Below are 24,564 nucleotides of genomic sequence, written 5' to 3' on the forward strand. Positions count from 1 at the left end.
TCTACGCCGTGCGCCACCCGGCACAGGTCACCGGAGGGCGCGCTCGGCGCGGGCGCCGGACAGGATGGCTTCGTCGGCGCGGGCGCCGGACAGGATGGCGTCGAGCAGCCCGGGGTAGCGGGCGTCCAGGTCCTCGCGGCGCAGCACGAGCAGGTTCTCCCGCCCCGAGGGCCGTTGCCAGATGACGCCGCTGTCGCGCAGCACCCGCCAGTGGTGGGTCATGGTGGACTTCGCGGTGATGCCCAGCGTCTTGAGGACGCTGGTGCAGTTGTGCTCGCCGCCGGCGTCCAGCACCCGGACGGCGGCGAGGCGCACGCCGTTGCCCAGCGCCGACAGCACGTCTTCGATCCGGATCTGGTCGCGGTCGGGATGACGGTAGGTCACGGTTCAACTGTACTGCGATTCTCGTACAGTCGTGCATGGTGTGGCATATTACGAATGTACGTAGATCCGCGTACAGTCGCATCGCGGGGCGGGCTGCCGCATGCCCGCCACCGGCTCCCTCCGAAGGGCGTTCCATGTCCGTACCATCCACGCTGCCCGCAGCGCCCCCGGCCGCCGTCCGGCCGCGCCTCGGCTGGACCCTGGCGCTGCTCGCCCTGGCCCAGCTCGTCTACGCGCTCGACCTCAACATCGTGTTCGTCGCGCTCCCCCGCATCGGGGCCGACCTGGGCTTCCCCGGCCAGACCCAGCAGCTCGTGGTCAGCGCCTACGTCGTCTTCGCCGGCGGCTTCCTGCTGTTCGGCGGCCGGGCGGCCGACCTGCTCGGCCGCCGCCGCGTCTTCGTGCTGGCCCTGGCGTTGTACGCCGTCTCCTCGCTGGCCGGCGGGCTGGCCGCCTCGCCCGCCGTCATCATCGCCGCCCGCGCGGTCCAGGGCATCGGCGGGGCGCTGCTGCTGCCGTCCACGCTGGCGCTGCTCAACAGCCTGTTCGCCGAGGGCCCGCAGCGCAACCGCGCGCTGGCGGTCTGGGGCGGCGCGGGCGCGAGCGGGCTCACCATAGGCGCGCTGCTCGGCGGCCTGCTCACCGAGCACTTCGGCTGGCCCGCCGTCTTCTTCGTCAACGTCCCCCTGGCCGGGCTGGTCGCGCTGGGCGCCCTGGCCGTCATCCCCCGCGACCCGGCCGGACGCGAGCGGCGCAGGTTCGACGTGCCGGGGGCGCTGACCGTCACCGCCGGGTCCACCCTGCTGGTCTTCGCCCTGGTCGAGGGGCCCGAGCTGGGCTGGGTCAGCCCTCTGGTGGTCGGGGCCTTCGTGCTGGCCGCCGCGATGCTGGCGATCTTCGCGCTGGTCGAGGCCCGCAGCGCCGACCCGCTCATGCCCTTCCGGCTCTTCCGCAACCGCAGCCTGACCGCCGGCATGCTGGTCACCTTCATCTACATGGCGACCTTCGGCGTCCTGCCGTACTTCCTCACCGTGCTGCTGCAGAGCGTCCACGGCTACAGCGCCCTGCAGACCGGGCTGGCCTTCCTCATCCCCTCGCTGGCCATCGCCGCCGGCACCCAGGCCGGCGAGCGGCTGGCCACCCGGGTCGGCACCCGTGCCACGCTGCTGATCGGCTTCGCCATCGGCGTGCCCGGCACCGCCGTCCTGGCCCTCGGCTTCGACGCGGACGCCGGCTACGGCCTGCTGGTGCCCGGCCTCGTCGTCTCCGGCCTGGGCCAGGGCATCGTCTGGACCGCCATGTGGATCGCCGCCGCCACCGGCACCGCCGCCGGGGAGCAGGGCGTGGCCAACGGCATCGCCTCCACCGCGCTCAACCTCGGCAACGCCATCGGCCTGGCCGTCTTCACCGTCGTCGCCGACCTCGGCACGGCGGGCAGGACCGGCCAGGGCCTGCGTGCCGCGATGGCCGACGGCGAGTTCCTGGTCGTCCTGCTCACCGCCGCCGTCATGATCGCCGGCCTGCTGGCCACGCTCATCCTGCCCCGCCGCACCCCCACCGGCGGCTGACCCCACCCGCCCCGGGCCCCGTCACCCGCCCGCTTTTTGGACCGAGCCCGGACCCGCTACGTGCCAGACGGTGCGTAGCGGGCGCAGGCCCTCCTCGACGTAATCGGCGATGGGGCGGTCGCCACCGTCGAGGTACCACTGTTCGAGCGCGGCGAAGTAGCCGAACACGAGAGCGTGGGTGATCACGCGCGCCTGTGTCTCCGTCAGTTCGCCGGTCGCCGCGATCAGCGGCGCGATACGCCGGCTCGCGTGGTCCAGATGGGCACAGACGGCGACCCGGACCGATGGCTCGGCGAAGAAGTAGCGAACCCTGCGCCAGGGGCTTTTCCCGGGCAAGGGCATCTCGCCGGCGCCCCCGGAGTCGTGGGGCCCCACCGGCGCGGACTCGTAGGCGCGGACGGCCCGCAGCAGACTGCCGACGGGATCGCCGGGGTCGAGGAAGCCCTTGAGCCTCTCCGGACTCATCCTGTCGAACTCGTCGGCGACCACGATGCCTTCCTTCGTGCCGAAGTAGCGGTACACCGACGACGGCGACACCTCGGCCGCGGCCGCGATCTCCTCGATCGTCACCGCGTCGAAGCCTCGCTCGTCGAACAGGTCGAGAGCGTGTTCCTGAATGGCGCGCATGGCCTTGATCCGCCGTCGCTCGCGTAGCCCGCTCATGCGGCCAGACTATCAGGAAGCCGGATTCACTAGACAGTTACTCTCAGAAGAAATTGACTGTCTGAGTGAAGCATGTCTAGAGTCACTTCCTGGAGAAAGTCACTGTCAGAACACCGGCTCGCTCACTCGAAGGATGTAGGCCATGACGATCCCCCAGCAGAGATCACGTATCCGGGCCTCCCTGGCGATGATGTACCTGGGGACCGCGCTCACCGTGATCGCCGCCGTCTTCCCGTTCGTCGACCGGGTCACCACGACCGTCCTGGCGGACCACATCGCGGCCGGCTACCCGGGCTACGGGCCGGACGCGATCGACGCCGCTGTCGCCACGTATCTCGCCATCCTGGCCACCATCGGAGTGCTGGGGCTCCTCGGCTGGCTCGGCGTGATCCGGGCGGCCCGAGCCGGCGGGCGCCGGGCCTTCTGGGCGGCGGCCGGGCTGCTCGCGAGCGCGATCTGCGTCGCGGTCGCCGCGCTGACCGTCCAGGACACCTCCGGCGACGTCGGTCTCGCGCCACTGCTGGGCTGGCTGCTGGTCCTCCCATGCGTTCCCGGCCTCGCCGCGGTCGTGCTGTGGAGAAGGGCGTCATGACCGGCGGCCCGGTGGGGGTCCGGGGCGTCAGCGGGGTCGTCACCCGTGGTCTCGCGGCGCTCAAGCGCGCGATGTACCCGGGCAGCCGGCCGGGCGCGGCCATGCGGCTGATCAACCAGCTCGACGTGCTGACGTACGGGTCCCGGCGGCTGTCACCGCGCCACGGCGCCGTGCTGAAGGTGGCGGGACGCCGCAGCGGGGACACCACGTCGGTCCCGGTCGTCGTCACGGCCCTTCGCGACGCCGAGTTTCTCGTGTCGATGCTCGGGCCGGAGGCGAACTGGGTGCGCAACGTCCGGGCCGCGGGCGGCAGGGCCACGCTCCGCCGCGTGGGCCGGGAGACCCCGATCCTGCTGGAGGAGGTCCCGGTCGAGCACCGCGCCGAGATCCTGCGCCGTTATCTCACCGCCGCGCCGGGTGCGCGGCCGCACCTGAGGGTGGGACCGGCGGCCTCCCCGGCGGAGCTCCGCCGGATCGCGCCCCGTCACCCCGTCTTCCGGATCCGCGAGCGCCCCGCGTGAGGAGGCGGGGTCCGGTTCCCGCGCGGCGGCACGCCTTGCGCCTGCCAGGAGCCACGCCGGCGCGGGGACCGGCCGGTCACGGGCGGACCGGTGCGGCCGGGGGCCCGCCGCCGGGCGGTGCGGTGTCCTCCGTCCCGGCGTGGGACCGCAGGAGCTCGGCGGCCTCCTGGTAGGCGCGGGCGGCGCGGCCGAAGTAGTCGAAGAGGACGTCGAGCTGTTCGGCCGAGTAACCGGCCAGGATCTCGCCGACCTTCTGCCGGGCGGGGGCCATGACCTGGTCGAGCCGGGCCGGCCTGCCGACCGGCTCGACGATCACCTTGCGCCGGTCGTCGGCGGCGGGGACGCGGCGGACGTAGCCCGCCCGCTCCAGCCGGTCGATGAGCCGGGTGGTCGGCCCGGTGGTCAGCCCGGCGCGCGCGCCCAGCTCGCCCGGGGTCATCGCGCCGCACAGCTCCAGGATGTTCAGCGCGTACAGGTCGGTCGCGCCCAGGTCGCAGGCCTTGGCGCTGGCGTGGCCGTGCAGCATCACCGCGCTCAGGTAGCGGCGGTAGGCCCGGCTGGCGTCCGGTTGTCCCTGTGGCGTCGGCACGAATCCCTCATCCCTCTGTATCTTCACCGGAAAAGATGAATCCCATACGAAGAAGCTTCCCTTCAGAAGCTATCAGAGGAGAACCCCGAGGGTGGCGCGGAGCCGGCACGGAGGCGGCGGCCGTCAGGGCTGGAGGAGGACCTTGATCGCGCGGCGTTCGTCCATCGCCCGGTAGCCCTCGGCCGCCTCCTCCAGCGGCAGGGTCAGGTCGAAGACCCTGCCCGGGTCGATGGCGCGCGCGCAGATCAGCTCGATCAGCTCCGGCAGGTACTGGCGCACCGGGGCGGGCCCGCCGTGCAGGTGCACGAGGGAGTCGAACAGCAGGTCGCCGGGCAGCGTGACGTCGTGGGAGACTCCGACGAAGCCGACGTGCCCGCCGGGCCGGGTGGAGCGGATGGCCTGCACCATCGACTCCTGGGTGCCGACCGCCTCGATGACGCTGTGCGCGCCGAGCCCGTTCGTCAGCTCCTTGATCCTCTCCACGCCGGCGTCGCCGCGCTCGGTGACGATGTCGGTGGCACCGAAGTGGCGGGCCAGCTCCTGGCGGGGCGCGTGGCGGCTGACGGCGATGACGCGCTCGGCGCCGAGCTGCCTGGCGGCCAGCACGCCGCACAGGCCGACCGCGCCGTCCCCGACGACGGCGACGGTCCTGCCCGGCCCGGCGTCGGCGGCGACGGCGGCGAACCAGCCGGTGCCCAGCACGTCGGAGGCGGCCAGCAGGCTGGGCACCAGGTCCGCGTCCGGCGTGCCCGGGGTGGCCACCAGGGTGCCGTCGGCCAGCGGGACGCGCGCGAGCTGAGACTGGGTGCCGACGGTGCCCATCAGCACCCGGTTCACGCAGCCGCTCTGGTAGCCGGACCGGCAGATCTCGCAGGTGTTGTCGGAGGCCCAGAAGGAGCCGACCACGAACTGGCCCGGCCGGAGCGTGGTGACCTGGTCGCCGACCTCCTCCACGGTGCCGACGTACTCGTGGCCCATCGGCATCGGCCCGTCGGGCCGGTCGACGCCCCGGTAGGGCCACAGGTCGGAGCCGCAGATGCAGGTGGCCGACAGGCGGATGATCGCGTCGGTCGGCTCGATGATCCGCGGGTCCTGGCGGTCCTCGACGCGGACGTCGCCCGGGGCGTACAGAACTGCTCCACGCATGGGTGGTGACTCCTTCGGCAGGTGTGCTCTCCGGCGCCCTGTTACCGGGAACGGGCCCGACGGTCCTCACCTCCCGAGAAGATGACCCTCTCCAGGACGTTGTTTTGCCTGCCCGGCGCCTGCCCGGCGCCGGACGCCGACGACGACGGTCGGCTACCCGGCAGGAAGGTGCCTGCGGAGGAAGTCGACGGTGAGGCCCCACGCGGCGTCGGCGGCCCGCGGATCGTGGAACCGGGGCGCCTCGAAGTTGTGGAAGGCGTGCCCCGCCTCCTCCTGGACGTGCAGCTCGACGAGCGGGCGCCCCGCGACCGCCCGCTCCACGACGGCGATCTGGTCCCGGGGGATGTAAGGGTCGCTGCCGCCGAAGTGGTACTGCGTGGGACAGTCGATCGAGTCGAGGAGATGGACGAGCTCGGGCACCGCGGAGCCGTAGAAGGACACCGCCACGGCGGGCTCGGCGACGGCCGCCACGACGTGGGCGAGCGACCCGCCCAGGCAGAAGCCGAGGACGCCGGTGCCGCCGGTGACCTGCGGCAGCGCGGCGAGCCTGCCGAGCGCGGCGACGCAGTCCTTCACCCCGGTGTCGAAGTCGAACCTGCTGCCCAGGTCGATCGACGCGGCCAGGCCCTCGTCGTCGTGCCCGGCGGCCCAGTGGGGGTGCAGGCGCCAGAACAGGTCCGGCGCCCCGACGACGTAGCCGAGGTCGGCCAGGGCCGCGGCGACGGCGCGGATGTAGGGCCCGACGCCGAAGATCTCCTGGATCACCAGCAGCCCCGGGCCGGTGCCCTTCGCCGGCGTCCAGACGGGCATCTCGAACGCGCCGCCGTCCACGTGCACGGTCTCGGTATGCATATGCGTGCCTGCCACTTGTTCGCGAGGGAATGGTCCACCATCAACGATCACACGCGGGAACGCTTTCCGCATCCGTCACACGACCTGCGGCGGCACCGGCGCGGCGACCCCTGGCACGACGCCACGCGACCGCACCCGGGCCGGGTCGAGGCGGGACATCACTTCCGCCGCCAGCTCGCCGGCCGGCCGGCCGTCGGTGTCGATGCGCAGGTCGCCTGCTCCGGCGCGGTGGAGGGTCTCGGCCTCGTCCGCCGCCCGCTCGGCGACGCGGCGCAGGGCGTCCTGGCCGAGGCCCTGCAACGCGTCGCCCGGCATCGCCGGGCCGCCTCCCTGGCCGCGCCGGACGACGCGCTCGTACAGCGTGGCCGGGGAGGCGTGCAGGCGGCACACCGTCAGCGCCGTGCCAGGAAGCAGATCGGCGTAACGGCGGACGACCTCGTCGGAGTCGGCCTCCCCGGAGACGATCAGGTACGTCGCCCCGGCCGCGCGGTACCCGGCCCAGAGGGCCGCGAGGTTGCCTGCCTTGAGGCGGTGCCGGCCCGCAGCGCCGTCCGTGGGGGTGCGCATGGCGGCGATCTGCTTCACGTCGACGTAGGCGGCTCGCGCGCCGGTGCGGTAGACGTGCCTGAAGACCTCGTAGCCGATCGTCGACTTCCCGACCGCCGTCGCGCCCGAGAACCACAGCAGGGGAACCTTCTCCGCGGCGGCGGGGACGGCATCGCCTCGCGAGGCCGGCGAGTGGGCACGCCGGTCAGCGGGACCGGGAGGGGGCGCGGCGGGGCGGGCTCCCGGCCATCCGCCGGCCCGCTCGCGCACCGAGCGGGCCACCTCGGGCACCGTCAGGCCGTCGGTGTCCACGCACACATCGGCGTAGCGGCTGGCGTCGAGCGACTCCGCCTGGGCCACGGCCTCCTCGACCAGATCCGGGCGCCACCCTCGCGCCAGGAACCGCTCCCTCAGCTCGGCGCCGGAGACCCGCAACCGGCACAACGAGAACGCGGCGTCGGGAAGAAGCCCGGTGTACTCGCGGACCTCCTCCGGAGTGTCCACGAAACCGGCGAGGACCAGGCACTGCATGCCTTCCCGCCGGAAGTTCGCCCACAGGGCGGCAAGGTTGCGCGCCCGGAGCCGATGGGTGCCGCCCTCCGGCGGGGGATGGCAGAGGCTGATCTGGTCGCCGTCGACGAACGCCGCGTTGACACCACCGCGGCTCAGCCGCGTGAAGATCTCCCAGCCCACCGAGGACTTCCCGACCCCTGAGGGGCCCGACAGCCAGAGCAACGGCAGACGATCGGCATCCATCGGCCCGACCCTAGCGACCGCCTCCCCGGCCGGCGAACGAATTAAGCCCTCGGCCGCCGGGCGTGCGCCAGGGGCGTACGGTTGCGCGTGTCCTGATATGTCCAGACAAGCTGCGGGCAACTGCGGTGTCATGTCGAAGGACACGACCTCAGAGAGGCACCGAGGAGGATCACGTGCCCGGAACAGGGCGGCTCGACCCGCCGGCGGGGAGGGGACGCGGCTCGATCCGGAGCCCGCGGGGCCACGCCGCGCCCGACGTCCAGCTCGGATCATGACCACGTACTCGGCCGTCGTCACCACCGGCATCTACTGCCGGCCGGGCTGCGGCGCCAGGCCGCTGATCGAGAACACCCGCACGTACGAGCAGCCGGCGGCGGCCGAGGCCGCGGGGTTCCGGGCGTGCCTGCGCTGCCGTCCCTACCGCGTGGCCGCGCCGCTCGCCGCCGGGGCGCCCGAGTTGGTCTGCCGGGTCTGGCAACTGATCATCGACGGGGCGCTGGACGGCGGGACCGAGGCCGACCTGGCCGAGCGGGTCGGCCTGTCGCCGCGCCACGTGCGCCGGCTGTTCCTGCGGCACCTGGGCGCGACCCCCGACCAACTGGCGCGCTCGCGGCGGGCGCACTTCGCCCGACGGCTGCTCGACGACACCGACCTGACGGTGCTCGACGTGGCGTTCGCCTCCGGGTTCGGCAGCCTGCGGCAGTTCAACCGCACCATGCGGGAGATCTTCCACGCCGCGCCCAGCGACCTGCGCGCCCGGCGGCACCGCGCGGACCGGCTGGCCGCCGACGGCGGGCTGCTGCTGCGGCTGCCCTGCGCGCCGGGCTACGACTGGGACGCGGTGCGCGCCTTCCTCGCGGCCCGGGCCGTGCCGGGCGTGGAGGAGGCGGACGGCGACACCTACCGGCGGGCGGTCACCGTGGAGGGGGCGCCGGGGGTGCTGGAGGTGTCGCCGGGCGGGGACGGGTTCCTGCTGCTGCGGGCGCACCTGCCGTACTGGGAGGGGCTCATCCACGTGGTGGGGCGGGCGGGGCGGATGCTCGGCGTGGACCTCGACCACCGGGCGGGGGCGGCCCTGCTGTCCGCGGACGCGGTGCTGGGGCCGCTGGTGAGCGCCCGGCCGGGGCTGCCGGTGCCGGGCGCGTGGAGCGTCCTGGAGGTGGGGGTTCGGGCGGTGGTGGAGCGGGACCGCGGCCCGCGGGCGACCTCGGCTCTGATGCGGGCGATCGTGACCGCTCTCGGCACCTTCGTCCCGGGCCTGCCCGGCGGCCTCACCCACACCTTCCCCGCGCCCGCCGCCCTGACCCCGGACGCGCTCGCCCGCGCGGGACTGGTGGACGGGGCGGGGGCGACCGGGGATCGGGAACGGCTCACCGGCGACGAGGCGGACGCCATCGGGCGGTTGGCGGGCGACGTCGCGAACGGGCGGTTGGCGGGCGACGTCGCGAACGGGAGGTTGGCGGGCGAGATCGCCATCGGGAGGCTGGCGGGCGACGCCGGGAACGGGCGTTCGGCGGGCGACGCCGGGAACGGGCGTTCGGCGGGCGGCCTCGGGAACGAGTGGCACGCGCTGCTCGACCACGGCGCCGGCGCCGGCGCGCCGGCCGCTACCCTGCCCCACGCCGATCCCGGGCTGGCCCACGCGCTGGCTCTCCGGCTCGGGCACCCCGGGGCGTTCCCTTCCGGGGATCCCGCGCTCAGGGCCGCGCTGGACGATCTCGGGCTCGACCTCGACGCGGCCGCGACCCGCTGGCGGCCCTGGCAGGCCCTCGCCGCCGTCCACCTGATGGTGTACGGCGACACCTTGTGAGCCGTGCACCGCGCGACAGGCGCCGGTTCAGGTGGTGATGCGCTTGCCGAGCATGGCGTTGAGCGAGCCGTGGCCGGGCGCGTACGCGAGCGCCCCGTACGTGCCGTCCGCCAGCAGCTCGGCGGCGGCCCGCGCCGCGCACGCGTAGGCGGCCTCGGCGATCGCGGCGCCGACGCTCACCCGGGCCACCCCGGCCGCCACCAGGTCGGCCACCGGGGGCGCGCCGGGGCCGGCCATGACGTTCAGCGGCAGCGGCCCCTTCGCCAGCCGCGTGATGGCGTCCAGGTCGAGCAGGCCCGGCACGAACAGGCCGTCCGCGCCGGCGTCGGCGTAGACGCGGGCCCGCCTCTCGACCTCGGCCGGCCGTTCCTCCTCCGGCACGGCGCCGAACAGGTAGACGTCGGTGCGGGCGTTGACGAACAGGTCGGCACCGGCGGACTCGGCTGCCGCCCGCGCCGCGGCGATCCGGCGGGCCTGGTCGGCGGGGGAGTGCAGCACGGCTCCTGACGGCCCGGGGGAGTCCTCCAGGTTGACGCCGACCGCGCCGGCCTCCAGCACGCCGCGCACGGTGTCGGCCACGTCGGCCGGAGCGGGGCCGTACCCGCCCTCGATGTCGGCGGTCACGGGCACGGTCACGGCCGCCACGATGCGCGCCACCGCCGCGATCATGCGTTCCCGGTCGAGCCCGTGGGCGTCGGTGACGCCGTGCGCCCAGGAGACACCTGCGCTCGTCGTGGCGACGGCGGGGGCGCCCGCGGCCTCGATGAGCACGGCGGAGGCCGCGTCCCAGGCGTTGGGCAACACGAGCGGCGCCTCGCTGTGCAGGGCGCGGAAGCGAGCCGCCCGGGCGGCGAGGGTGGAGGTCGTCATCGTCTGGTGTCCTTTCCGGCGTTCGGCCGGAACACAGGATCCTCCACGCGCCGGTGACCTGTCTGGCCGGATCCGGACATGACCATCGGAGAGCGCGTGTCCTGATATGGCCGGACAGGGGGCGGGCGGCGCGTATGTCATGTCCCGGGACACGACCCCGAAGAGGACCCCGAAGAGGACCCCGAAGAGGACCCCGAAGAGGACCCCGAAGAGGACCCCGAAGAGGACCCCGAAGAGGACACCGAGGAGGATCACGTGCCCGAGCCAGCTCCGACGCCCGTGCCGACGCCGGCGCCGACGCCCGTGCCGATGCCCGTGCCCGGATACGGCCAGCTCGATCTGCTGGCCGGGGAGGAGATGCGGCTGGACCCGGAGTTCAGCGGTGCGCGCCGCATCCGGCTCGACGACACCTCCTGGGTCGAGCACGTGCCTGCCTGGCTGCACGGCAGCGCCCGCCTGCTCGACAGGCTGCTCGCGACCGCCGGATGGGAGCAGCGCGATCGGTGGATGTTCGACAAGAAGTTCGTCGAGCCCCGGCTCACGGCCGAGTACACCGACCTCGCCGCCGTTCCCGAGCCCATGCTCGTGACGATCACCGCAGCGCTGTCCGAGCATTACGGGGTGCCGTACGACGGGCTGTGGCTGAACCTGTACCGCGACCATCGCGACAGCACCGGCTGGCACGGCGACTGGCGCACCTGCCGGCGCGAGGAGTGCGTGGTCCCGGTGCTGAGCCTCGGCGTCACCCGCCGGTTCCTGCTCAAGCCGCGCACCGGAGGGCCCAGCGTGACCCTGGTCCCGGCCTCCGGCGACCTGGTGGTGATGGGCGGCCGCTGCCAGCTCGACTGGCGGCACTGCGTGCCCAAGCAGAGCGCGCCCGCCGGCCCGCGCGTCAGCGTCAACTTCTCCAGCCGCCTCCAGGCCACGCGCGGATGACACACGTCCGGCGGCGAGCACGGACCACGGCCGCCGGGGACGGGGGGCACGTTCGGGGGAGGGCGGGGCACGTCCGGGGGACGGCGTGCCCCGCTCAGCGCCCGGGCACGAACCGGCGGCGGTCCAGGCCGGACAGTTGCCAGGCCAGCCGGCGGCGGACGGGCGGCAGCTTGCCGGCCAGGCCGAGCACGAGGTTGCGCACGGGGCGCCGGGTGGAGCCCACGGTGGCCAGCGCGGTGAGCCTGCCGGCCAGGGCGACGACCTTCTGGGCGACCGGACGCCGGAGGTCCGCGTAGGTGTCGAGGAGGCCGGCCGGCGCGCCGTCGAGGACGCGGCCGAGCAGCTCGCCGATGGTGACGGCGTCCTCGATGCCGAGATTCATGCCCTGGCCGCCGGCGGGGGAGTGCACGTGGGCGGCGTCGCCTGCTATGAAGATCCGCCCGTCACGGAAGGAGTCGGCGATGCGATGGTGCACGCGGAACCGTGACCCCCAGACCACCTCGTGCACGACGGCGGGCTCGGCCTCGGGGCCGCGCGAGGCGAGCAACCCCTGGACGAACGCGACGTCCGGTTCGCGGGGCGCCTCGTCCACCGTCGCCACGATGCGGTGCAGGCCGCCGGGGAGAGGGGCGACGACGACCAGTCCCGCGGGCGAGAAGTAGAGGATGACCTCGTTCCGGGGAACGCCGCCGCTGAGCCGCACATCGGCCAGCGTGAACGACTCGGCGTAGGTCCCGCCGCTGAAGCCGATGCCGGCCTGCTCGCGTACCGTGCTGTGAATGCCGTCCGCGCCGATCAGGTAGCCGGCGCGGATCTCCGGCCCCTCCCCGAACGTGGCGGTGACGCCCTCGCGGTCCTGCTTCACCCCGGTCAGGGCAAGGGGACGCGTCACCTCGCCGCCGAGCTCCTTGAAGCGGGCCAGCAGCAGCGCCTCGGTGTCGGCCTGGGAGATCATCAGCGTGTACGGGTAGGGGCTGGGCAGGGCGCCGAAGGGCACGGGGATCAGGAGCCGGTCCCGGTCGCGGATGGCGAACACCGGAGTGTGGACACCGCGCTCGGCCAGGGGCGCGGCCACGCCGTAACGTTCGAGCAGCTCCACCGTGTGCGCGTGCACGACGGCCGCGCGGGAGGTGTTGGCGCCTTCGGCCTGCGCGTCCACGATGGTCACGTCGTGGCCGAGCTGCTTCAGCACGATGGCCGCGGTCAGGCCGACGGGGCCGGCTCCGACGATCAGGACGTCCGCGCTCTCCACGGCTCCTCCTCTGGTCAACAGTTGTTGGCATACTGCCGCGACTCACCGTACGCTCGCCGCCCTCGAACGTCAACGCTTGTTGGCCTACACTTGTGGACATGAGAAGGTCATCGGCCGCATCCAAGTCGCTCATCCTGGCCGCCGCCCGCGAGAGGTTCGCCGCGGACGGCTACGAACGCGCCACGGTCAGGGCCATCGCCGCCGACGCGGGCATCGACCCGTCGATGGTCATGCGGTACTTCGGCAGCAAGGAGCGCCTGTTCGCGGCGGCCTGCGAGGTGGACCTGGCCCTGCCGGACCCTCTGACCGTCCCCAGGGGCGAGGTGGGCAGCGCGCTCGTCGAGGCGTTCCTGAGCCGCTGGGAGGGGGACGAGACGCTGCAGATCCTGCTGCGCACGGGGTGCACCCACGCGTCCGTGGCCGAGCGCATGCGCTCCATCTTCGTCACGCAACTCGTCCCCGTCGCGGCCGCGTTCACCGGTGACGCGTCGGAGGCGGAGAAGCGCGCCGGCCTGGCGTCGAGCCAGATCCTGGGGGTGGCCCTGTGCCGGTTCGTGCTGGAGTTCCCGCCGGTGAAGGCGATGAGCAGGCAGGAGCTCGTCGCCTGGGTGGGGCCGACGATCCAGCGCTACCTGGTCGGCGACGCCGCCCTCGACGCGAGGTGTGGCGTCAGGTCTTGGGAAGCGTGATGCCGAGGGCGACCATGGCGGGGGAGGGCGGGCCGCCTTCGGAGCGCTCGGTCTTGTGGCCGGGCCGGCGTGGCGCGAGGGTGCGGGGGTCCACCGACTCCAGCGGGGCGCCGGTGTGGTACTCGCCGCCCGGCAGCGTGTCGCGGTCGTGCGGGGCGAGCCAGAAGACCCTGCGGCGGAACGTTCCCGACGCCACCGTCCCCTTGGCGGTCGGCCCCAGGACGGCGTAGCCGACCATGCGGCCGTAGCGGTGGTAGGCGGGCCTGCCTCGCCGCGTGGGCAGCCGGTCGAGGCTCTGGCGGACGTAGTCGAGCTTGTCGATGTCCTCCAGCCAGACGATCTCGACCTCGTGCGCCAGGTTCGCTTCGTTGATCAAACTCATCGCCGCGGCTCCTCGCCCTGGGGGCCGGGGCCGAGTGCGATGCCTGGACGGCACCTGCCGGGAAGCAGGAGGCACGCGTCCGCAATGAATCGCTCCACTACATCCTCCGTCGCTTCGAGCGGCGCGCCCTGTCGACGAGCCGCGAGGCCCTTCCGCGTCGACCAGAACGCGTGCCTGGTGTCAATCTTATGAGATCCAGGCGCCTCACGTCCGGACGAAGCCGAGCGTGACCTGCACCAGAAGGCGAGAGCCCGCCCTGCCGGCCCTGAGACCGGGGCTGAGCACGCGAGGCCGAGCGACCGCAGCTACCGAAGCGACCGGCCCTCGGACATGGCACAGCGCAGCAACGGATCGGGAGGCGGCCGGCCCCGCCCGCGGCGGGGGCCGGAGACAGCGCCCGCGGAGCGACTGGAGCGACTAAGCTCTCCCTCTATGACCGCCTGAACGCTCGGCTCCATAGGGAGCTCATATAGTGCCGGGAGAGTCGCTTCAGTCGCTCTCCGCAGCCCCGGCCCTCGCCTGAGCAGCGGTTTCACCCAGCGACTCAACGCCAGCGACTCAACGCCAGCGACTCAACACCAGCGACTGAACATCGCCGAGGGACGGGCGTGCTCGGCCGCCGCACCAGGACACCGGGTCGCTTCGGTCGCTGGCCAGGGGAAAGGCGCGCTGCCGCCCTTCAGGAGACGCCGGCCGCGGGGGAGACGACGATCGGGACCCCGTTGAGCGCGGCCGTGCCGCTGATGTGGTCGAGGTACTGAGGGTCGGTGAGGTCGTTGGCGCTGGCGCCGGGCAGGGTACCGGCGATCGACAGCGTCTCGCGGGCCAGGGCGTGGCCGTAGCCGTGCGGCAGGCTCGCGGTGCCGGGCATGAGGTCCTCGCTGGCCGTCACCTCGACCTCGATCCCGCCGGCGCCGGACCGCACGCTCACCAGGTCCCCCTGGGCCAGGTCGCGGGCCTTCATGTCGTCCGGGTGCATGAGCAGGTGATGGCGGGGACGGCCTTTGACCAGGCGGGCGGAGTTGTGCAGCCAGGAGTTGTTGTCGCGCAGGTGGCGGCGTCCGATGAGCAGCAGCTCGCCGGCCGGGCGCGGGGTGAGCAGCTCGGCGCGGGCGCGGGCCAGCTCGGCGAGCAGCACGGGCGGCGCGAGGTCGACGCGCCGGGTGGCGGTCCGCAGGCGTCCTGGCATGCTGGGGCGCAGCGGGCCGAGGTCGAGGCCGTCGGGGTGGCGGCGCAGCTCGGCCACGGACAGCCGGTAGGGCCCGGCGGCCAGCCCGTGGTCGAGGATCTGCTCGGGGGTCAGGTGCAGCGCGGGCTGGTCCCTGCGCTCGTGCGGTGGAAGGTGCTCCTGGTAGCGCCTGGCCAGCTCGCTGATGATCTGCCAGTCGTGCCGGGCCTCGGCGGGTTTGGGCAGCACCGCGGGGGTGAAGCGGGCGACGTCCCGGATCGTGAACAGGGAGAAGAACAGGTCGAAGTGGTCGCGTTCGAGCAGGTCCGTGGGCGGCAGGATCACGTCGGCGTGGCGGGTCGTCTCGTTGATGTAGAAGTCGACCGACGCCATGAAGTCCAGCTCGCCGAGCGCCCGGTCCAGGACGTGACCCGCCGGAGTGGACAACACCGGATTGGCCGAGACGGTGAACATCCCCCGCACCTGGCCCTCGCCGGGAGTGAGGATCTCCTCCGCCAGCACCGCCACCGGCAGCTCCCCGCCGAACTCCGGCAGGCCGCGCACGCGGCTGTGCCACTTGCCGTAGTGGCCGGGGCTGAGCTGCCCGCCGGCGATCAGGTCGACGGCCGGCTGCGTGACCAGGACGCCGCCGGGACGGTCGAAGTTGCCCGTCACCAGGTTGAGGACCTGGATGGCCCATTGGGCCAGCGTGCCGAAGCGCTGCGTGGACACGCCGGTGCGCCCGTAGCAGGCGGCGGAGGGAGCGGCGGCGAACGCGCGGGCGATCTCGACGATCGTCCGCGCGGGCACGCCCGCGACCGCCGCCACGCGCTCGGGCGTGAACTCCTCCACCGCCGCGCGGACGTCTTCCAGGCCGTCCACGTAGGCGGGCGGCCGGGCCAGCCCCTCCTCCACGATCGTCCGCACCATGGCCAGCATCACCGCGGCGTCCGTGCCCGGACGGATGAAGTGGTGCTCGTCGGCCAGCCTCGCCGATTCCGTACGCCGGGGGTCGAACAGCACCATGCGCCCGCCCCGGGCGCGCAGCTCGCGGATGCGGCGGGTGACGCCGGGCGCGCTCATCAGGCTGCCGTTGGAGGCGGCGGGGTTGGCGCCGAAGACGAGGAAGTAGCCGGTCCGGTCGAGGTCGGGGACGGGGATGAGCCACTGGTGGCCGTAGAGCAGGTAGGACACGAACTGGCTGGGCAGCACGTCGACGGAGTTGGAGGAGAAGCGGTTGCGGCTGGCGAGCAGGCGGGCGAAGGCCGGTGCGTGCGTCAGGGCACCGAGGCTGTGCACGACCGGGTTGCCGAGGTGGACCGCCACCGCGTCGGCGCCGTGCCGCGCCCGGATGCCGGCCAGGCCGGAGGCGACCACGTCGAGGGCCTCGTCCCAGGGGATCTGCTGCCAGCCGGAGGGGGTGCGTCTGACCGGCAGGCGCAGCCGGTCCGGATCGTCGTGGATGTCCTGCAGCGCCACCGCCTTGGGACAGATGTGCCCCTGGGAGAAGGGGTCGTGGTCGTTGCCGCGGATGTCGATGATCTGGTCGTCCCGCAGGGTGATGCTCAGCCCGCACATGGCCTCGCACAGGTTGCACGCGCCGGGCCGCGTTCGTCTATCGGCCATGAACGTTGACTCCTTGTCGTCGGCAGCGCCCGCGCCCTCGACCGCGTACGGGGCGGCGCTCGCGGCCAGCGTAAGCGGCGGAACCCGCTCAATATCGCCACAAAGCCGACAACCAGTCACATGACCTATTCGCGCAGGCCGCCGCGCCGCGCCGCGCCGCTCATCGCCCCGACGGCCCGGCCGGGGCGCGGCCGGTGAGGTAGCGCTGCAGGGCCGGTGCGATCCAGGCGACGAGCTCGTCGGTCCCGGTGTCGACCAGCGCGTCCACGCGGACGGCGTAGCGGGCGATGGCGATCCCCACCAGGTGGCCGGCGGCCAGGGCGGCGCGGAGCTCGGGCTGGTCCACCTGGAGCTCGTGGGTGAGCCTGCCCAGCATGTCCTTGGCCAGGAACTCCCTGATCAGGGCGGCCGCGTGGTCGCTGGTGGCGGCGGAGCGCATCAGCCCCAGCAGGGGCCCGGGCTGCCGTACGTCGCCGAGCAGGTCGAGGACGTACGCGGCCAGCCGCCGGCCCAGCTTGGCGCGTGGCCCGTCCAGCAGCATGGTCACGGCCTGCTCGGGCCGGAACACCGAGGTGATGACGGCGCTGAAGAGCTGCTCCTTGCCGCCGTAGAAGCGGCGCACGAGCGCCGGGTCGACGCCGGCCTCGGCCGCCACCTTCCGCACGCTCACGGCCTCGTAACCGGTGGTGGTGAAGGCGGCCGCGGCCGCCGCGACGATCTCGTCCCGGGTGGTCGACGGGCCCGGGCGACGTCCTGTCCTCTGCATCGCTCCCCCTCGCTGGCGGCCGAAGCATATCCTTCCACAAAGACTTTGAAGTCTCCGGATGTTGACTTCCAGAGGGCTGTCGCGGCCCTGACCGGCCCGGCGCGCTGCGGCGCCCACGCCGGTCACGTGACGGATTCGCCGGCCCTGGTCGCTGCCCTAACGTGAGCGACTGGAAATCGACAACCGTCAATCAGGCGCTCACCTGGGCGACCGAAGCGACTCGTGTCCTCACACGGCCTCCGCATTCCTCCTGTCCGGAGGGGGAAACCGCGGGAACCGCGAGCATGGGTCGCTTCGGTCGCTGGCCCGAGCCGCTGACGACGCGAGTCGACCCCAGCCGGTCGGCCAGCCGTGCCCACGCCTACGGCGCGGCCCGACCGTCGCGAGAGACGCCGAACCGTTGACGGCGTCGATCGCGCAGTCGCGGAGGGCGGAGCAGGACGACGCCCGGGCATCGCTCCCTTCTCCCCGCCCGGTCACCGTCACCGCCGGGCTTCGCCCTCCGCGCGGCCGGCCGGTGACGAGGCGTGTCCCGTGCGCGGGACGGGCTCACCGGCGAGGTCAGCTGACCGGCTGGATCCCGTAGGTGAAGAAGGTGTCCGGCCCGCAGTCGTACGGCCCGCCCGAACGGCTCATCGAGACGTTGGACTTGAGATACACCCGCGACGCTCCGTCGAGCGGGACGCTCTTGTTGATGGTGAAGGTGTCACTGCGAGGCTTGCCGTCGCCCTTGATCTGATCGGCGGTCCACCGGGTCGAGAACACGGTTCCCCCGTTCCCGCGGATCATGAATTGCCCGGCGATGGTGGAGGCGACGCCGGCCCGATAGGTCAGCGTGATCTTCTTGACGTAGACCGATTTCTTCGACACCGCGCCCAGCGACCATTTGGCGCTGCCGATGAGCCAGGCGTCGTCCTTACAACCGGACATGTCCGAGTGGTCGAGCTGGACCTGCCCCGAATACACCGTCCTCGAACCGCCACCGACGTCGACCTTGTTCACGAAGCCGGGGACGTCCTTCGCGAAGGCCGTTCCCGTGCCATTCGTCATCGCCAGGAACGTGGCCGCCAGAAGGGCCGCGGCCGCAGTACGCTTGCGCATCGATTCCCGCTTTCCGTGCGTCATCGCCGGACGTTGATCGTCCGGCGGCTGGACCCGACGCTAGCCACAGGAGTATCAGCCGCGTATCCGTCAGCCGACTGTTTCTCCACCCTGGAAAAACTGTTTCTCCACCGCGGTGCCTTCCAGTCGGGCGACGGATTCGGGGCGGGACGCGCTCATGTCAGGGTTGCGGCCGGGTTCGTTTGCGGTGCTCACCTGGTGAAGGGCTGATATGAAGGCGATCGACGGCGCACGGGAGGCGGTGGCCGCGGCCGCGTCCGACGATCGGGCCCGGATGCGGTACGCCTGGCGGGTGTGCTCGGTCACGAGCCTCGGCCTGGTGCTCATCGGGGTCGCCGGCAGCACGCTCAACGTGGCGCTGCCGGCGGTGGTGCGGCACTTCCGGGTCGGGGCGTTCGAGTCGGGCTGGATCCTGCTGGCGTTCCTGCTGGTCAACACGGCCAGCCTGGTGTTCTTCGGCCGGGTGGCCGACCTGCTCGGGCGGCGCGGGGTGTACCTGGCGGGCTTCGCGCTGTTCACCGCCGCCTCGCTGCTGGCCGGGCTGTCACCGGACGTGTGGGTCCTGGTGGCGATGCGCGTGGTGCAGGCGGTCGGGGCGGCGATGATCCTGGCCAACGGGACCGTCATCATCACCGACGCGTTCCCGCCGGAGCGGCTCAGCCAGGGCATGGGCGTCTACGTCGGCACGCTGTCGGTGGCGCAGCTCGCCGGGCCCACGCTGGGCGGGCTGATCGCCGAGACGGCCGGCTGGCAGTGGATCTTCTGGGTGAACGTGCCGGCCGGGCTGGTGGCGCTGGTGTGGGGGGCCATGACGTTGCGCCGGATGCCGCGCGGGCCGCGGCGGCCGGTGGACGCGCTGGGCAACGCGTTGTTGTTCGCCGCGCTGTCGGCGCTGCTGCTGGCCCTGTCGGAGGCGGGTTCGGCGGGCTGGTCCAGCCCGGTCGTGATCGGCGGCGCGGCGGTGTTCGTGGTGCTGGTGCCGGTGATCGTGCTGGTGGAGCGGCGGGCCGCGCACCCGGTGCTGGATCTGCGGCTGCTCGGCGGGCGGCTGGCGGCCTGCGCCAACCTGGCCTCGTTCTGCAACGCGCTGGCGCGCTCGGCGCTGATCCTGGTCGTCGCGTTGTACTTCCAGGCGGTCAGGGGGCTGGACGCGTTCGCGGCGGGGCTGAGCGTGCTGCCGCTGCCGGTCGGTATGGCCCTGGCCTCGCCGCTGGCGGGGGTGCTGGGGCGGCGGGTGTCGTCGTACGCGCTGTCGGTCGGCGGGGCGCTGCTGACCGCGGCCGGCCTGGGGGTGCTGATGTCGAGCGCCGGTCCGGCCACGCCGTACTGGGAGGTCGGGCTGGGGCTGGCGGTGGCGGGTTGTGGCAGCGGGGCGTTCATGACCGGGAACACCACGGAGGTCATGCGGGCCCTGCCGAGGGGGAGCCTGGGCGTGGTGAACGGCTTCCGGATGATGATCATGAATATGGGGATCGTGATCAGCGTCGGGCTGTCCCTCAGCGTGCTGACCGGCAGCGTGGACCCGCGGCTACGGGACCAGGTCGGCGCCGGGACCCTGTCCAGCCTGTCGCCGGTGGCGCTCGGGCAGCTCATGCAGGGGTTCCAGCGCACGTACGCCCTGCTGTTCGCCGTCGCTCTGTGCGGCCTGGCCCTCACCGCGCTCGCCCGCACGCCGAACCGCCTGCCATAACTAGATATGTCCAGTTATGGGAGGACAGTGTTCGAGGTGGACAAACATTCTCCGGTCCCGCTGTACCAGCAGGTCAAGGAGCACATCTGGGAGCTGATCGACGGGCGCGTCTGGCGGGAGGGAACCCGGCTGCCGTCGGAGCGGGAGTGGATCGCCCAGCTCGACATCAGCCGCATCACCGTCCGGCAGGCGTTGCGCGACCTGGTCGCCGAGGGCTATCTGGCCAGCGCCCCGGGAAAGGGCTTCTTCGTCGCGCCCCGGCCCGAGCCGCAGGAGCTGCGCGCGCTGCTCAGCCACACCCAGGCGATGACGAACGACGGCGTCGACCCGAGCAGCCGCGTGCTCGACTGCTCGGTGCGGGCGGCCTCGCCGGTCGTGGCCGCGCGACTGCGGTTGACGACCGGCGCGGAGGTGGTCCACCTCGCGCGGGTGCGCATGGGCGATGGAGTGCCCCTCACGGTGCAACGCGTGTGGCTGCCGCATGCCCTGGTGCCCGGGCTGGCGGAGACCGACTTCACGCGCGCCTCGTTGTTCGAGCAGCTCCAGGATCGCTACGGGCTGCGTCCGGTCAAGGCCGACACGACGGTGAGCGCCCGGCTGGCCGACGCGCAGGAGGCCAGGGAACTGGAGCTGGGTGACCCGCCGCTGGGCCTGAGCGTCGATCAGCTGACCTGGGACGAGCACCACCGCGTGATCGAGTTCTCCCGCTCCCTGCATCATCCGTGGCGGCTGCCCATCCGCATCGGACAGGACCTGCCGGCCCACCAGGGCGCGGTCACGGTGACCGCGCGGCCGGGGGCACACGGTGACGACGAAAGGAACTGACCCTTTGAGTGGCAACAGGCTCACCCTGGTGGGCGGCGGCGGTGTCCGCGGCCCCTTGTTCGTGGAGTCGGCGGCGATGCGCGCCGAGGAGCTGGGACTGGAGCAGATCACGCTCCTCGACGTCGACGAGCACAAGCTGCGGCTGCTCGGCGGCGTGGCGGCACATCTGGCGCGAGGTCACAGCGACGTGCGCGTGACGATGACCACCGACGTACGCGAGGCGTTCGAGGGCGCGGACTTCGTGGTCACCACCGTACGGGTGGGCGGGGACGCCGCACGCGTCACCGACGAGCGCATCGCGGCCCGTCACGGCGTGCTCGGCCAGGAGACCACGGGCCCGGGCGGCTTCGCCATGGCGCTGCGCTCGATCCCCGTCATCCTCCGCTACGCCGAACTGCTCGCCGAGCGCAGCCCCCGGGCCTGGCTGTTCAACTTCACCAATCCCGCCGGACTGGTCACCCAGGCCCTCCGCGACGCCGGGCACGAGCGGACCGTCGGCATCTGCGACAGCGCCAACCTGGCCCAGCACGCCGTGGCCGCGGCGCACCGGCTCGACGCCAACGACCTCAGGCCCGAGGTGTTCGGCCTCAACCACCTGTCGTGGGCCCGGGCCGTCCGCGACCAGCAGGGCCATGACCTGCTCGCGCCGCTGCTGACCGACCCCGGTTTCCGCGCCACGACGCTCCAGCGCTTCTTCCCCGCCGAGCTGAGCGAGCTGTGCGGCATGTGGATCAACGAGTACCTGTACTACTACTACTACTTCGCCGAGAAGGCCGTCGCCCACACCGGCGCCGAGAGCGCCGGCCGCGGCCGGGAAGTCGCCCGGCGCAACGCCGACCTGCTGAAGGAGCTCGCGCGCGTCGGCCCCGGGCAGCACCGGGACGCCGTCGCCGTCTACCGCGCCTACGAGGCGGGCCGCCGCTCCACGTACATGAGCTACGCCGAGCCGGACTCGTCGGTGGCCGGGGAGCGCACCCTGGGCGAGGGGAGCGAGGGGTACGCCGCCGTCGCCCTGGACCTCATGGCCGCCCTGACCGGCGGCCCGGCTCGATACTGCGCGGCCAACGTGCCCGGCGAGGGCCGGCTGGACTGCCTGGCCCCGGCGGACGTCGCCGAGATCAGCGTGGTCGCCGACGGCACCGGCATCCGGCCGCTCCCGATCGGGGCCGTGCCGGAACCCCAGGCCGGCCTCATCCGGCAGGTGAAGCTCTTCGAACGGCTCACCGTCCAGGCCGTCGCGGCCCGGTCCCGGCGTCTGGCGGTGCAGGCGCTGATGGCCCACCCGCTCGTGGTGTCCTTCTCCCGGGCCGCCGCCCTGGCCGACGACTATCTCGCCGCCCACCGTGACCACATCGGCGAGTGGCGATGAGCGCCTTTCCCGCCGGCCTCTCCGTACTGGTCGTCGGCGACTACTACCTCGACCTGGTCTTCGCCGGCCTGCCCCGCTGGCCGCAGCCCGGTGAGGAGGTCTTCGGCACGCAGACGGCCTCCCTGCCGGGCGGTGCCTTCACCCACCAGCGCGCGCTGCACCGGCTCGGCGTCCCCGCCGCCTGGGCCGCGGAGCTCGGGAACGACCCCTACAGCCGTCTCACCCTCGACACCGCTCGCGCCGAGGGCCTCGACACCACCGCCTACCTGCTCCGCTCCTCCCCGGTACGCAACCTCACCGTCGCGATGTCCCACGCGGGCGAGCGCGGCTTCGTCTCGTTCAGGGAGCCGCTCCCCCCGCGCGACGTGACCGACGTCGTCCTGGCCCGGCGGCCGGCCTGCGTGCTGCTCACCGAGCTCACCGTGGGGCCCCGGCTGGCGGCCGTCGACATCTTCGCGCCCAACGCCGCCGAGGCACGCCGCCTCACCGGGCACGACGACGTCCATGTCGCTCTCGACCGCCTCCGCGCGCTCACGCCCACCGTAGTGATCAAGAACGGGCCGCATGGCGCGATCGCCGCCGACCCCACCGGGCGCGTGGCGACGACCGCCGAGGCGGTGAGCGTCTGCGACACGATCGGCGCCGGCGACTGCTTCGACGCGGGGTTCGTCGCCGGCCACCTCTACGGGCTCGGCCTGGCAGACAGCACCGCGCTCGCCACGCTCTGCGGCACCCTGTCGGTCACCGGCCAGGGCGGTGCCGCGGCTCCCACCCTGGCCCAGCTCGCCGAGCGTGCACCCGCCCTCGTGCCCTGGGCCACGACGTCGCCGCCGCACCGGGAGCCGCGTCCGGCCGGCCCGAGCCGGTAGCCCCGCCCGTCACCTTGTCCCCGGCGCCGGCGTCCCAGGCGCCGGCGTCCCAGGCGTCGGTGTCCCAGGCGTCGGTGTCCCAGGCGTCGGCGTCCCCGGTGCCGGTGTGCCAGGCGTCGGTGTCTCAGGTGTCGGCGAGCGGGTGGCCCTTGGCCAGGTCGGCGGCGTGCGCCGCGATCTTGTAGGTGATGACGCCGGTCTTGACGTCGTCCCGGCCGGGCAGGCCAGGTGCTCCTTCGGGGTGACGCAGCAGAGCATGGCGGTGCCGAACCAGCCGATCATGGCGACGCCGATGCCGGAGGTGATGTGGCCGTAGCCGGGGGCGACGGCGGTCAGCTCGCCGAGCGTGCGCAGCTCGGCGAAATGCTCGTACAGAAAAGCTCTCGCGGTGGTGCGCCGGGCACCAGGCGGCCATGATGGAGCCGCCCCGGGACACGATGCCCGTCCTGCGGCGGGAGGTCAGCGGCACGTACGCCAGCCGCACCCCGGCGTGCACGGTCATGGAGTCGACACCCTGCTCGCACTGCTCGATCAGCGTGTCGCGGTGGACCTCCCACGACAGGTCGCCGGGCGTGCCCTGCGGGGCTCACGGACCGGTCGCGCGGGCCGGCAGACGGGCGACGCCTCCGTAGACGCCGGACACCTCCGGCGGGAGGCCGCCGTCGTCGTCCGTGCCGTCGGGCCGCCATCGCGGTGCGTGGACCAAACCCGGCTCCACCAGGACGAAGCCATCGAAGAAACGCTGGATGCGGTCGTGGGTGCGGAGCACGAGCGGGTCGGCGGACCGCCGGTACTGCTCCTCGGCCGTCCGGACCTGGTCCGGGAGCAGGATCTCGTCCAGGCCGTCCATCGAGCCGTGGCTGAGCGCGAGGAAACTGCCCGGTGCCATCCGGTCGCGTACGGTGGCGATGAGCCGCTGCGGGTCCTGCTCGTCGGTGACGAAGTGCAGGACCGCGTTCAGGACGAGGGCGACGGGCCGGCGCCAGTCCAGGAAGCCCCGCACGTCGGGATGGTCGAGGATGTCCTCGACGCGCCGGAGGTCGCCCTCGATCACGCGTACGCGGTCGTCGCCGGCCGTCAGCGCGCGGGCGCAGGCCACCACGGTCGGGTCGTAGTCGACGTAGACGACGCGAGCGTCCGGATCGACGCTCTGGGCGATCTCGTGCACGTTGCCGGCGGTGGGGAAGCCGGAGCCGATGTCGAGGAACTGGTCGACGGCGCCGTGGCGGGGATCGGCGAGCCACCGGACCGCCCGCCGCAGGAACGCCCTGGTGGCTCGCATGCCGACGGCCGTATAGGGGTTGCCGGCCAGCATCGCCTCGGCGGCCTCGCGATCGGCCGGGAAGTGGTCCTCGCCGCCGATGACGTAGTTGTAGATGCCCGCGGACGTGGGGCGTGTGGTGTCGATGCCCGCCGGCGCTCGCCTTTCCAGCCCAGCCTTTTCCGTCACCCTCAACTCCTGGGAAGTCGGATTCCATGCAGGCGTTCGTGATCGTTGACCGCTCTCGACGGTGCTCGCAGGACCCGTGGCGTGTCAAGCCTCTGGCGCGGCCGGGAGCTCGGGCGGCCGGCG

23 protein-coding genes and 2 pseudogenes are annotated in these 24,564 nt (G+C 73.1%); 10 read left to right on the plus strand and 15 right to left on the minus strand.

Annotation, left to right across the window (positions count from 1 at the left end; genetic code table 11):
- Positions 1-27 precede the first annotated feature (27 nt).
- Positions 28-384, minus strand: a complete 357-nt coding sequence (locus tag AB0H75_RS44605; protein ID WP_367807045.1) for an ArsR/SmtB family transcription factor — start codon at positions 382-384, stop codon at positions 28-30.
- Between the two features lie 134 nt (positions 385-518).
- On the opposite strand from AB0H75_RS44605, the gene AB0H75_RS44610 reads away from it, so the two are divergent.
- Positions 519-1,952 (plus strand): MFS transporter, encoded by a 1,434-nt coding sequence (locus AB0H75_RS44610; RefSeq protein WP_367807047.1) that lies wholly within the window; start codon positions 519-521, stop codon positions 1,950-1,952.
- A 21-nt stretch (positions 1,953-1,973) separates the two neighbouring features.
- On the opposite strand, the gene AB0H75_RS44615 is transcribed toward AB0H75_RS44610, so the two are convergent.
- Positions 1,974-2,615: a TetR/AcrR family transcriptional regulator gene (locus AB0H75_RS44615; RefSeq protein ID WP_367807049.1), complete on the minus strand. Its 642-nt coding sequence runs from the start codon at positions 2,613-2,615 to the stop codon at positions 1,974-1,976.
- A gap of 142 nt (positions 2,616-2,757) precedes the next feature.
- Between AB0H75_RS44615 and AB0H75_RS44620 the strand changes: the two genes are divergently transcribed.
- Entirely contained in the window at positions 2,758-3,207 is a 450-nt protein-coding gene (locus tag AB0H75_RS44620; protein WP_367807051.1) for a hypothetical protein, read from the plus strand.
- Positions 3,204-3,728, plus strand: coding sequence for a nitroreductase family deazaflavin-dependent oxidoreductase (locus AB0H75_RS44625; RefSeq protein WP_367807053.1), 525 nt, complete (start codon positions 3,204-3,206; stop codon positions 3,726-3,728). Before AB0H75_RS44620 ends, AB0H75_RS44625 begins: the two co-directional genes overlap by 4 nt.
- Before the next feature lie 76 nt (positions 3,729-3,804).
- Here the strand turns inward: AB0H75_RS44625 and AB0H75_RS44630 are convergent, their stop codons facing one another.
- The 4 genes from AB0H75_RS44630 to AB0H75_RS44645 form a co-directional block, all read right to left on the minus strand.
- Complete coding sequence (locus AB0H75_RS44630) at positions 3,805-4,317, minus strand: MarR family winged helix-turn-helix transcriptional regulator (protein WP_367807055.1); 513 nt, start codon at positions 4,315-4,317, stop codon at positions 3,805-3,807.
- A 123-nt stretch (positions 4,318-4,440) separates the two neighbouring features.
- Complete coding sequence (locus AB0H75_RS44635; RefSeq protein WP_367807057.1) at positions 4,441-5,463, minus strand: zinc-dependent alcohol dehydrogenase family protein; 1,023 nt, start codon at positions 5,461-5,463, stop codon at positions 4,441-4,443.
- A gap of 153 nt (positions 5,464-5,616) precedes the next feature.
- On the minus strand, positions 5,617-6,315 hold the full coding sequence (locus AB0H75_RS44640; RefSeq protein ID WP_367807059.1) for a dienelactone hydrolase family protein: 699 nt from the start codon (positions 6,313-6,315) through the stop codon (positions 5,617-5,619).
- 75 nt (positions 6,316-6,390) lie between these two features.
- A complete protein-coding gene (locus AB0H75_RS44645) occupies positions 6,391-7,617 on the minus strand; it encodes a hypothetical protein (RefSeq protein ID WP_367807061.1) in 1,227 nt (408 codons plus the stop codon).
- A 271-nt stretch (positions 7,618-7,888) separates the two neighbouring features.
- On the opposite strand from AB0H75_RS44645, the gene AB0H75_RS44650 reads away from it, so the two are divergent.
- A complete protein-coding gene (locus tag AB0H75_RS44650; protein WP_367807063.1) occupies positions 7,889-9,427 on the plus strand; it encodes a bifunctional transcriptional activator/DNA repair enzyme AdaA in 1,539 nt (512 codons plus the stop codon).
- Positions 9,428-9,454: 27 nt separating this feature from the next.
- Here AB0H75_RS44650 and AB0H75_RS44655 read toward each other — a convergent pair whose 3' ends face one another.
- Positions 9,455-10,297 carry an isocitrate lyase/phosphoenolpyruvate mutase family protein gene (locus AB0H75_RS44655; RefSeq protein WP_367807065.1) on the minus strand — a complete coding sequence of 281 codons (843 nt, stop codon included), beginning with the start codon at positions 10,295-10,297 and terminating at the stop codon, positions 9,455-9,457.
- 255 nt (positions 10,298-10,552) lie between these two features.
- On the opposite strand from AB0H75_RS44655, the gene AB0H75_RS44660 reads away from it, so the two are divergent.
- Complete coding sequence (locus AB0H75_RS44660) at positions 10,553-11,233, plus strand: alpha-ketoglutarate-dependent dioxygenase AlkB (RefSeq protein ID WP_367807067.1); 681 nt, start codon at positions 10,553-10,555, stop codon at positions 11,231-11,233.
- 94 nt (positions 11,234-11,327) lie between these two features.
- On the opposite strand, the gene AB0H75_RS44665 is transcribed toward AB0H75_RS44660, so the two are convergent.
- Positions 11,328-12,485, minus strand: a complete 1,158-nt coding sequence (locus tag AB0H75_RS44665) for an FAD-dependent oxidoreductase (RefSeq protein WP_367807069.1) — start codon at positions 12,483-12,485, stop codon at positions 11,328-11,330.
- A gap of 98 nt (positions 12,486-12,583) precedes the next feature.
- Between AB0H75_RS44665 and AB0H75_RS44670 the strand changes: the two genes are divergently transcribed.
- Positions 12,584-13,174: a TetR family transcriptional regulator gene (locus tag AB0H75_RS44670; protein WP_367807071.1), complete on the plus strand. Its 591-nt coding sequence runs from the start codon at positions 12,584-12,586 to the stop codon at positions 13,172-13,174.
- Here AB0H75_RS44670 and AB0H75_RS44675 read toward each other — a convergent pair.
- The 4 genes from AB0H75_RS44675 to AB0H75_RS44690 all read right to left on the minus strand — a co-directional run bounded on the left by AB0H75_RS44675 (position 13,155) and on the right by AB0H75_RS44690 (position 18,241).
- A complete protein-coding gene (locus AB0H75_RS44675) occupies positions 13,155-13,556 on the minus strand; it encodes a DUF6009 family protein (RefSeq protein WP_367807073.1) in 402 nt (133 codons plus the stop codon). The genes AB0H75_RS44670 and AB0H75_RS44675 overlap by 20 nt on opposite strands.
- Positions 13,557-14,235: 679 nt before the next feature.
- Positions 14,236-16,350 (minus strand): molybdopterin-dependent oxidoreductase, encoded by a 2,115-nt coding sequence (locus AB0H75_RS44680; protein ID WP_367807075.1) that lies wholly within the window; start codon positions 16,348-16,350, stop codon positions 14,236-14,238.
- 160 nt (positions 16,351-16,510) lie between these two features.
- Complete coding sequence (locus AB0H75_RS44685) at positions 16,511-17,116, minus strand: TetR family transcriptional regulator (RefSeq protein ID WP_367807077.1); 606 nt, start codon at positions 17,114-17,116, stop codon at positions 16,511-16,513.
- A 561-nt stretch (positions 17,117-17,677) separates the two neighbouring features.
- Positions 17,678-18,241, minus strand: coding sequence for a hypothetical protein (locus tag AB0H75_RS44690; protein WP_367807079.1), 564 nt, complete (start codon positions 18,239-18,241; stop codon positions 17,678-17,680).
- Between the two features lie 208 nt (positions 18,242-18,449).
- Between AB0H75_RS44690 and AB0H75_RS44695 the strand changes: the two genes are divergently transcribed.
- From AB0H75_RS44695 to AB0H75_RS44710, 4 genes are read left to right on the plus strand one after another with little or no spacing between them, the layout of a single operon-like run.
- On the plus strand, positions 18,450-19,928 hold the full coding sequence (locus AB0H75_RS44695) for an MFS transporter (RefSeq protein ID WP_367807081.1): 1,479 nt from the start codon (positions 18,450-18,452) through the stop codon (positions 19,926-19,928).
- A gap of 36 nt (positions 19,929-19,964) precedes the next feature.
- The gene (locus tag AB0H75_RS44700; RefSeq protein ID WP_367807083.1) at positions 19,965-20,753 is read left to right on the plus strand and encodes a GntR family transcriptional regulator; all 789 of its coding nucleotides are present in this window, start codon (positions 19,965-19,967) and stop codon (positions 20,751-20,753) included.
- 4 nt (positions 20,754-20,757) lie between these two features.
- Complete coding sequence (locus AB0H75_RS44705; RefSeq protein WP_367807085.1) at positions 20,758-22,122, plus strand: 6-phospho-beta-glucosidase; 1,365 nt, start codon at positions 20,758-20,760, stop codon at positions 22,120-22,122.
- Positions 22,119-22,991 (plus strand): carbohydrate kinase family protein, encoded by an 873-nt coding sequence (locus AB0H75_RS44710; protein WP_367807087.1) that lies wholly within the window; start codon positions 22,119-22,121, stop codon positions 22,989-22,991. Before AB0H75_RS44705 ends, AB0H75_RS44710 begins: the two co-directional genes overlap by 4 nt.
- Before the next feature lie 124 nt (positions 22,992-23,115).
- On the opposite strand, the pseudogene AB0H75_RS44715 reads toward AB0H75_RS44710, so the two are convergent.
- The 3 genes and pseudogenes from AB0H75_RS44715 to AB0H75_RS44725 all read right to left on the minus strand — a co-directional run bounded on the left by AB0H75_RS44715 (position 23,116) and on the right by AB0H75_RS44725 (position 24,441).
- Positions 23,116-23,366 (minus strand): annotated as a pseudogene (locus AB0H75_RS44715) (phosphomethylpyrimidine synthase ThiC).
- A pseudogene (locus AB0H75_RS44720) lies at positions 23,359-23,553 on the minus strand (phosphomethylpyrimidine synthase ThiC); the annotation flags it as partial. The pseudogenes AB0H75_RS44720 and AB0H75_RS44715, both read right to left, overlap by 8 nt.
- A 24-nt stretch (positions 23,554-23,577) precedes the next feature.
- Entirely contained in the window at positions 23,578-24,441 is an 864-nt protein-coding gene (locus AB0H75_RS44725; protein WP_367807089.1) for an SAM-dependent methyltransferase, read from the minus strand.
- Positions 24,442-24,564: the final 123 nt, after the last annotated feature.

Source organism: Nonomuraea sp. NPDC050783, assembly GCF_040802095.1.
In the GTDB taxonomy this organism is placed as follows: Bacteria; Actinomycetota; Actinomycetes; order Streptosporangiales; family Streptosporangiaceae; genus Nonomuraea.

Excerpts from the sequence above, each read along its gene's own strand:
- AB0H75_RS44610 (WP_367807047.1), top strand. The coding sequence starts at position 519 with ATGTCCGTACCATCCACGCTGCCCGCAGCGCCCCCGGCCGCCGTCCGG.
- AB0H75_RS44615 (WP_367807049.1), bottom strand. The coding sequence starts at position 2,615 with ATGAGCGGGCTACGCGAGCGACGGCGGATCAAGGCCATGCGCGCCATT.
- AB0H75_RS44620 (WP_367807051.1), top strand. The coding sequence starts at position 2,758 with ATGACGATCCCCCAGCAGAGATCACGTATCCGGGCCTCCCTGGCGATG.
- AB0H75_RS44625 (WP_367807053.1), top strand. The coding sequence starts at position 3,204 with ATGACCGGCGGCCCGGTGGGGGTCCGGGGCGTCAGCGGGGTCGTCACC.
- AB0H75_RS44635 (WP_367807057.1), bottom strand. The coding sequence starts at position 5,463 with ATGCGTGGAGCAGTTCTGTACGCCCCGGGCGACGTCCGCGTCGAGGAC.
- AB0H75_RS44640 (WP_367807059.1), bottom strand. The coding sequence starts at position 6,315 with ATGCATACCGAGACCGTGCACGTGGACGGCGGCGCGTTCGAGATGCCC.
- AB0H75_RS44645 (WP_367807061.1), bottom strand. The coding sequence starts at position 7,617 with ATGGATGCCGATCGTCTGCCGTTGCTCTGGCTGTCGGGCCCCTCAGGG.
- AB0H75_RS44650 (WP_367807063.1), top strand. The coding sequence starts at position 7,889 with ATGACCACGTACTCGGCCGTCGTCACCACCGGCATCTACTGCCGGCCG.
- AB0H75_RS44655 (WP_367807065.1), bottom strand. The coding sequence starts at position 10,297 with ATGACGACCTCCACCCTCGCCGCCCGGGCGGCTCGCTTCCGCGCCCTG.
- AB0H75_RS44670 (WP_367807071.1), top strand. The coding sequence starts at position 12,584 with ATGAGAAGGTCATCGGCCGCATCCAAGTCGCTCATCCTGGCCGCCGCC.
- AB0H75_RS44675 (WP_367807073.1), bottom strand. The coding sequence starts at position 13,556 with ATGAGTTTGATCAACGAAGCGAACCTGGCGCACGAGGTCGAGATCGTC.
- AB0H75_RS44680 (WP_367807075.1), bottom strand. The coding sequence starts at position 16,350 with ATGGCCGATAGACGAACGCGGCCCGGCGCGTGCAACCTGTGCGAGGCC.
- AB0H75_RS44685 (WP_367807077.1), bottom strand. The coding sequence starts at position 17,116 with ATGCAGAGGACAGGACGTCGCCCGGGCCCGTCGACCACCCGGGACGAG.
- AB0H75_RS44690 (WP_367807079.1), bottom strand. The coding sequence starts at position 18,241 with ATGACGCACGGAAAGCGGGAATCGATGCGCAAGCGTACTGCGGCCGCG.
- AB0H75_RS44695 (WP_367807081.1), top strand. The coding sequence starts at position 18,450 with ATGAAGGCGATCGACGGCGCACGGGAGGCGGTGGCCGCGGCCGCGTCC.
- AB0H75_RS44710 (WP_367807087.1), top strand. The coding sequence starts at position 22,119 with ATGAGCGCCTTTCCCGCCGGCCTCTCCGTACTGGTCGTCGGCGACTAC.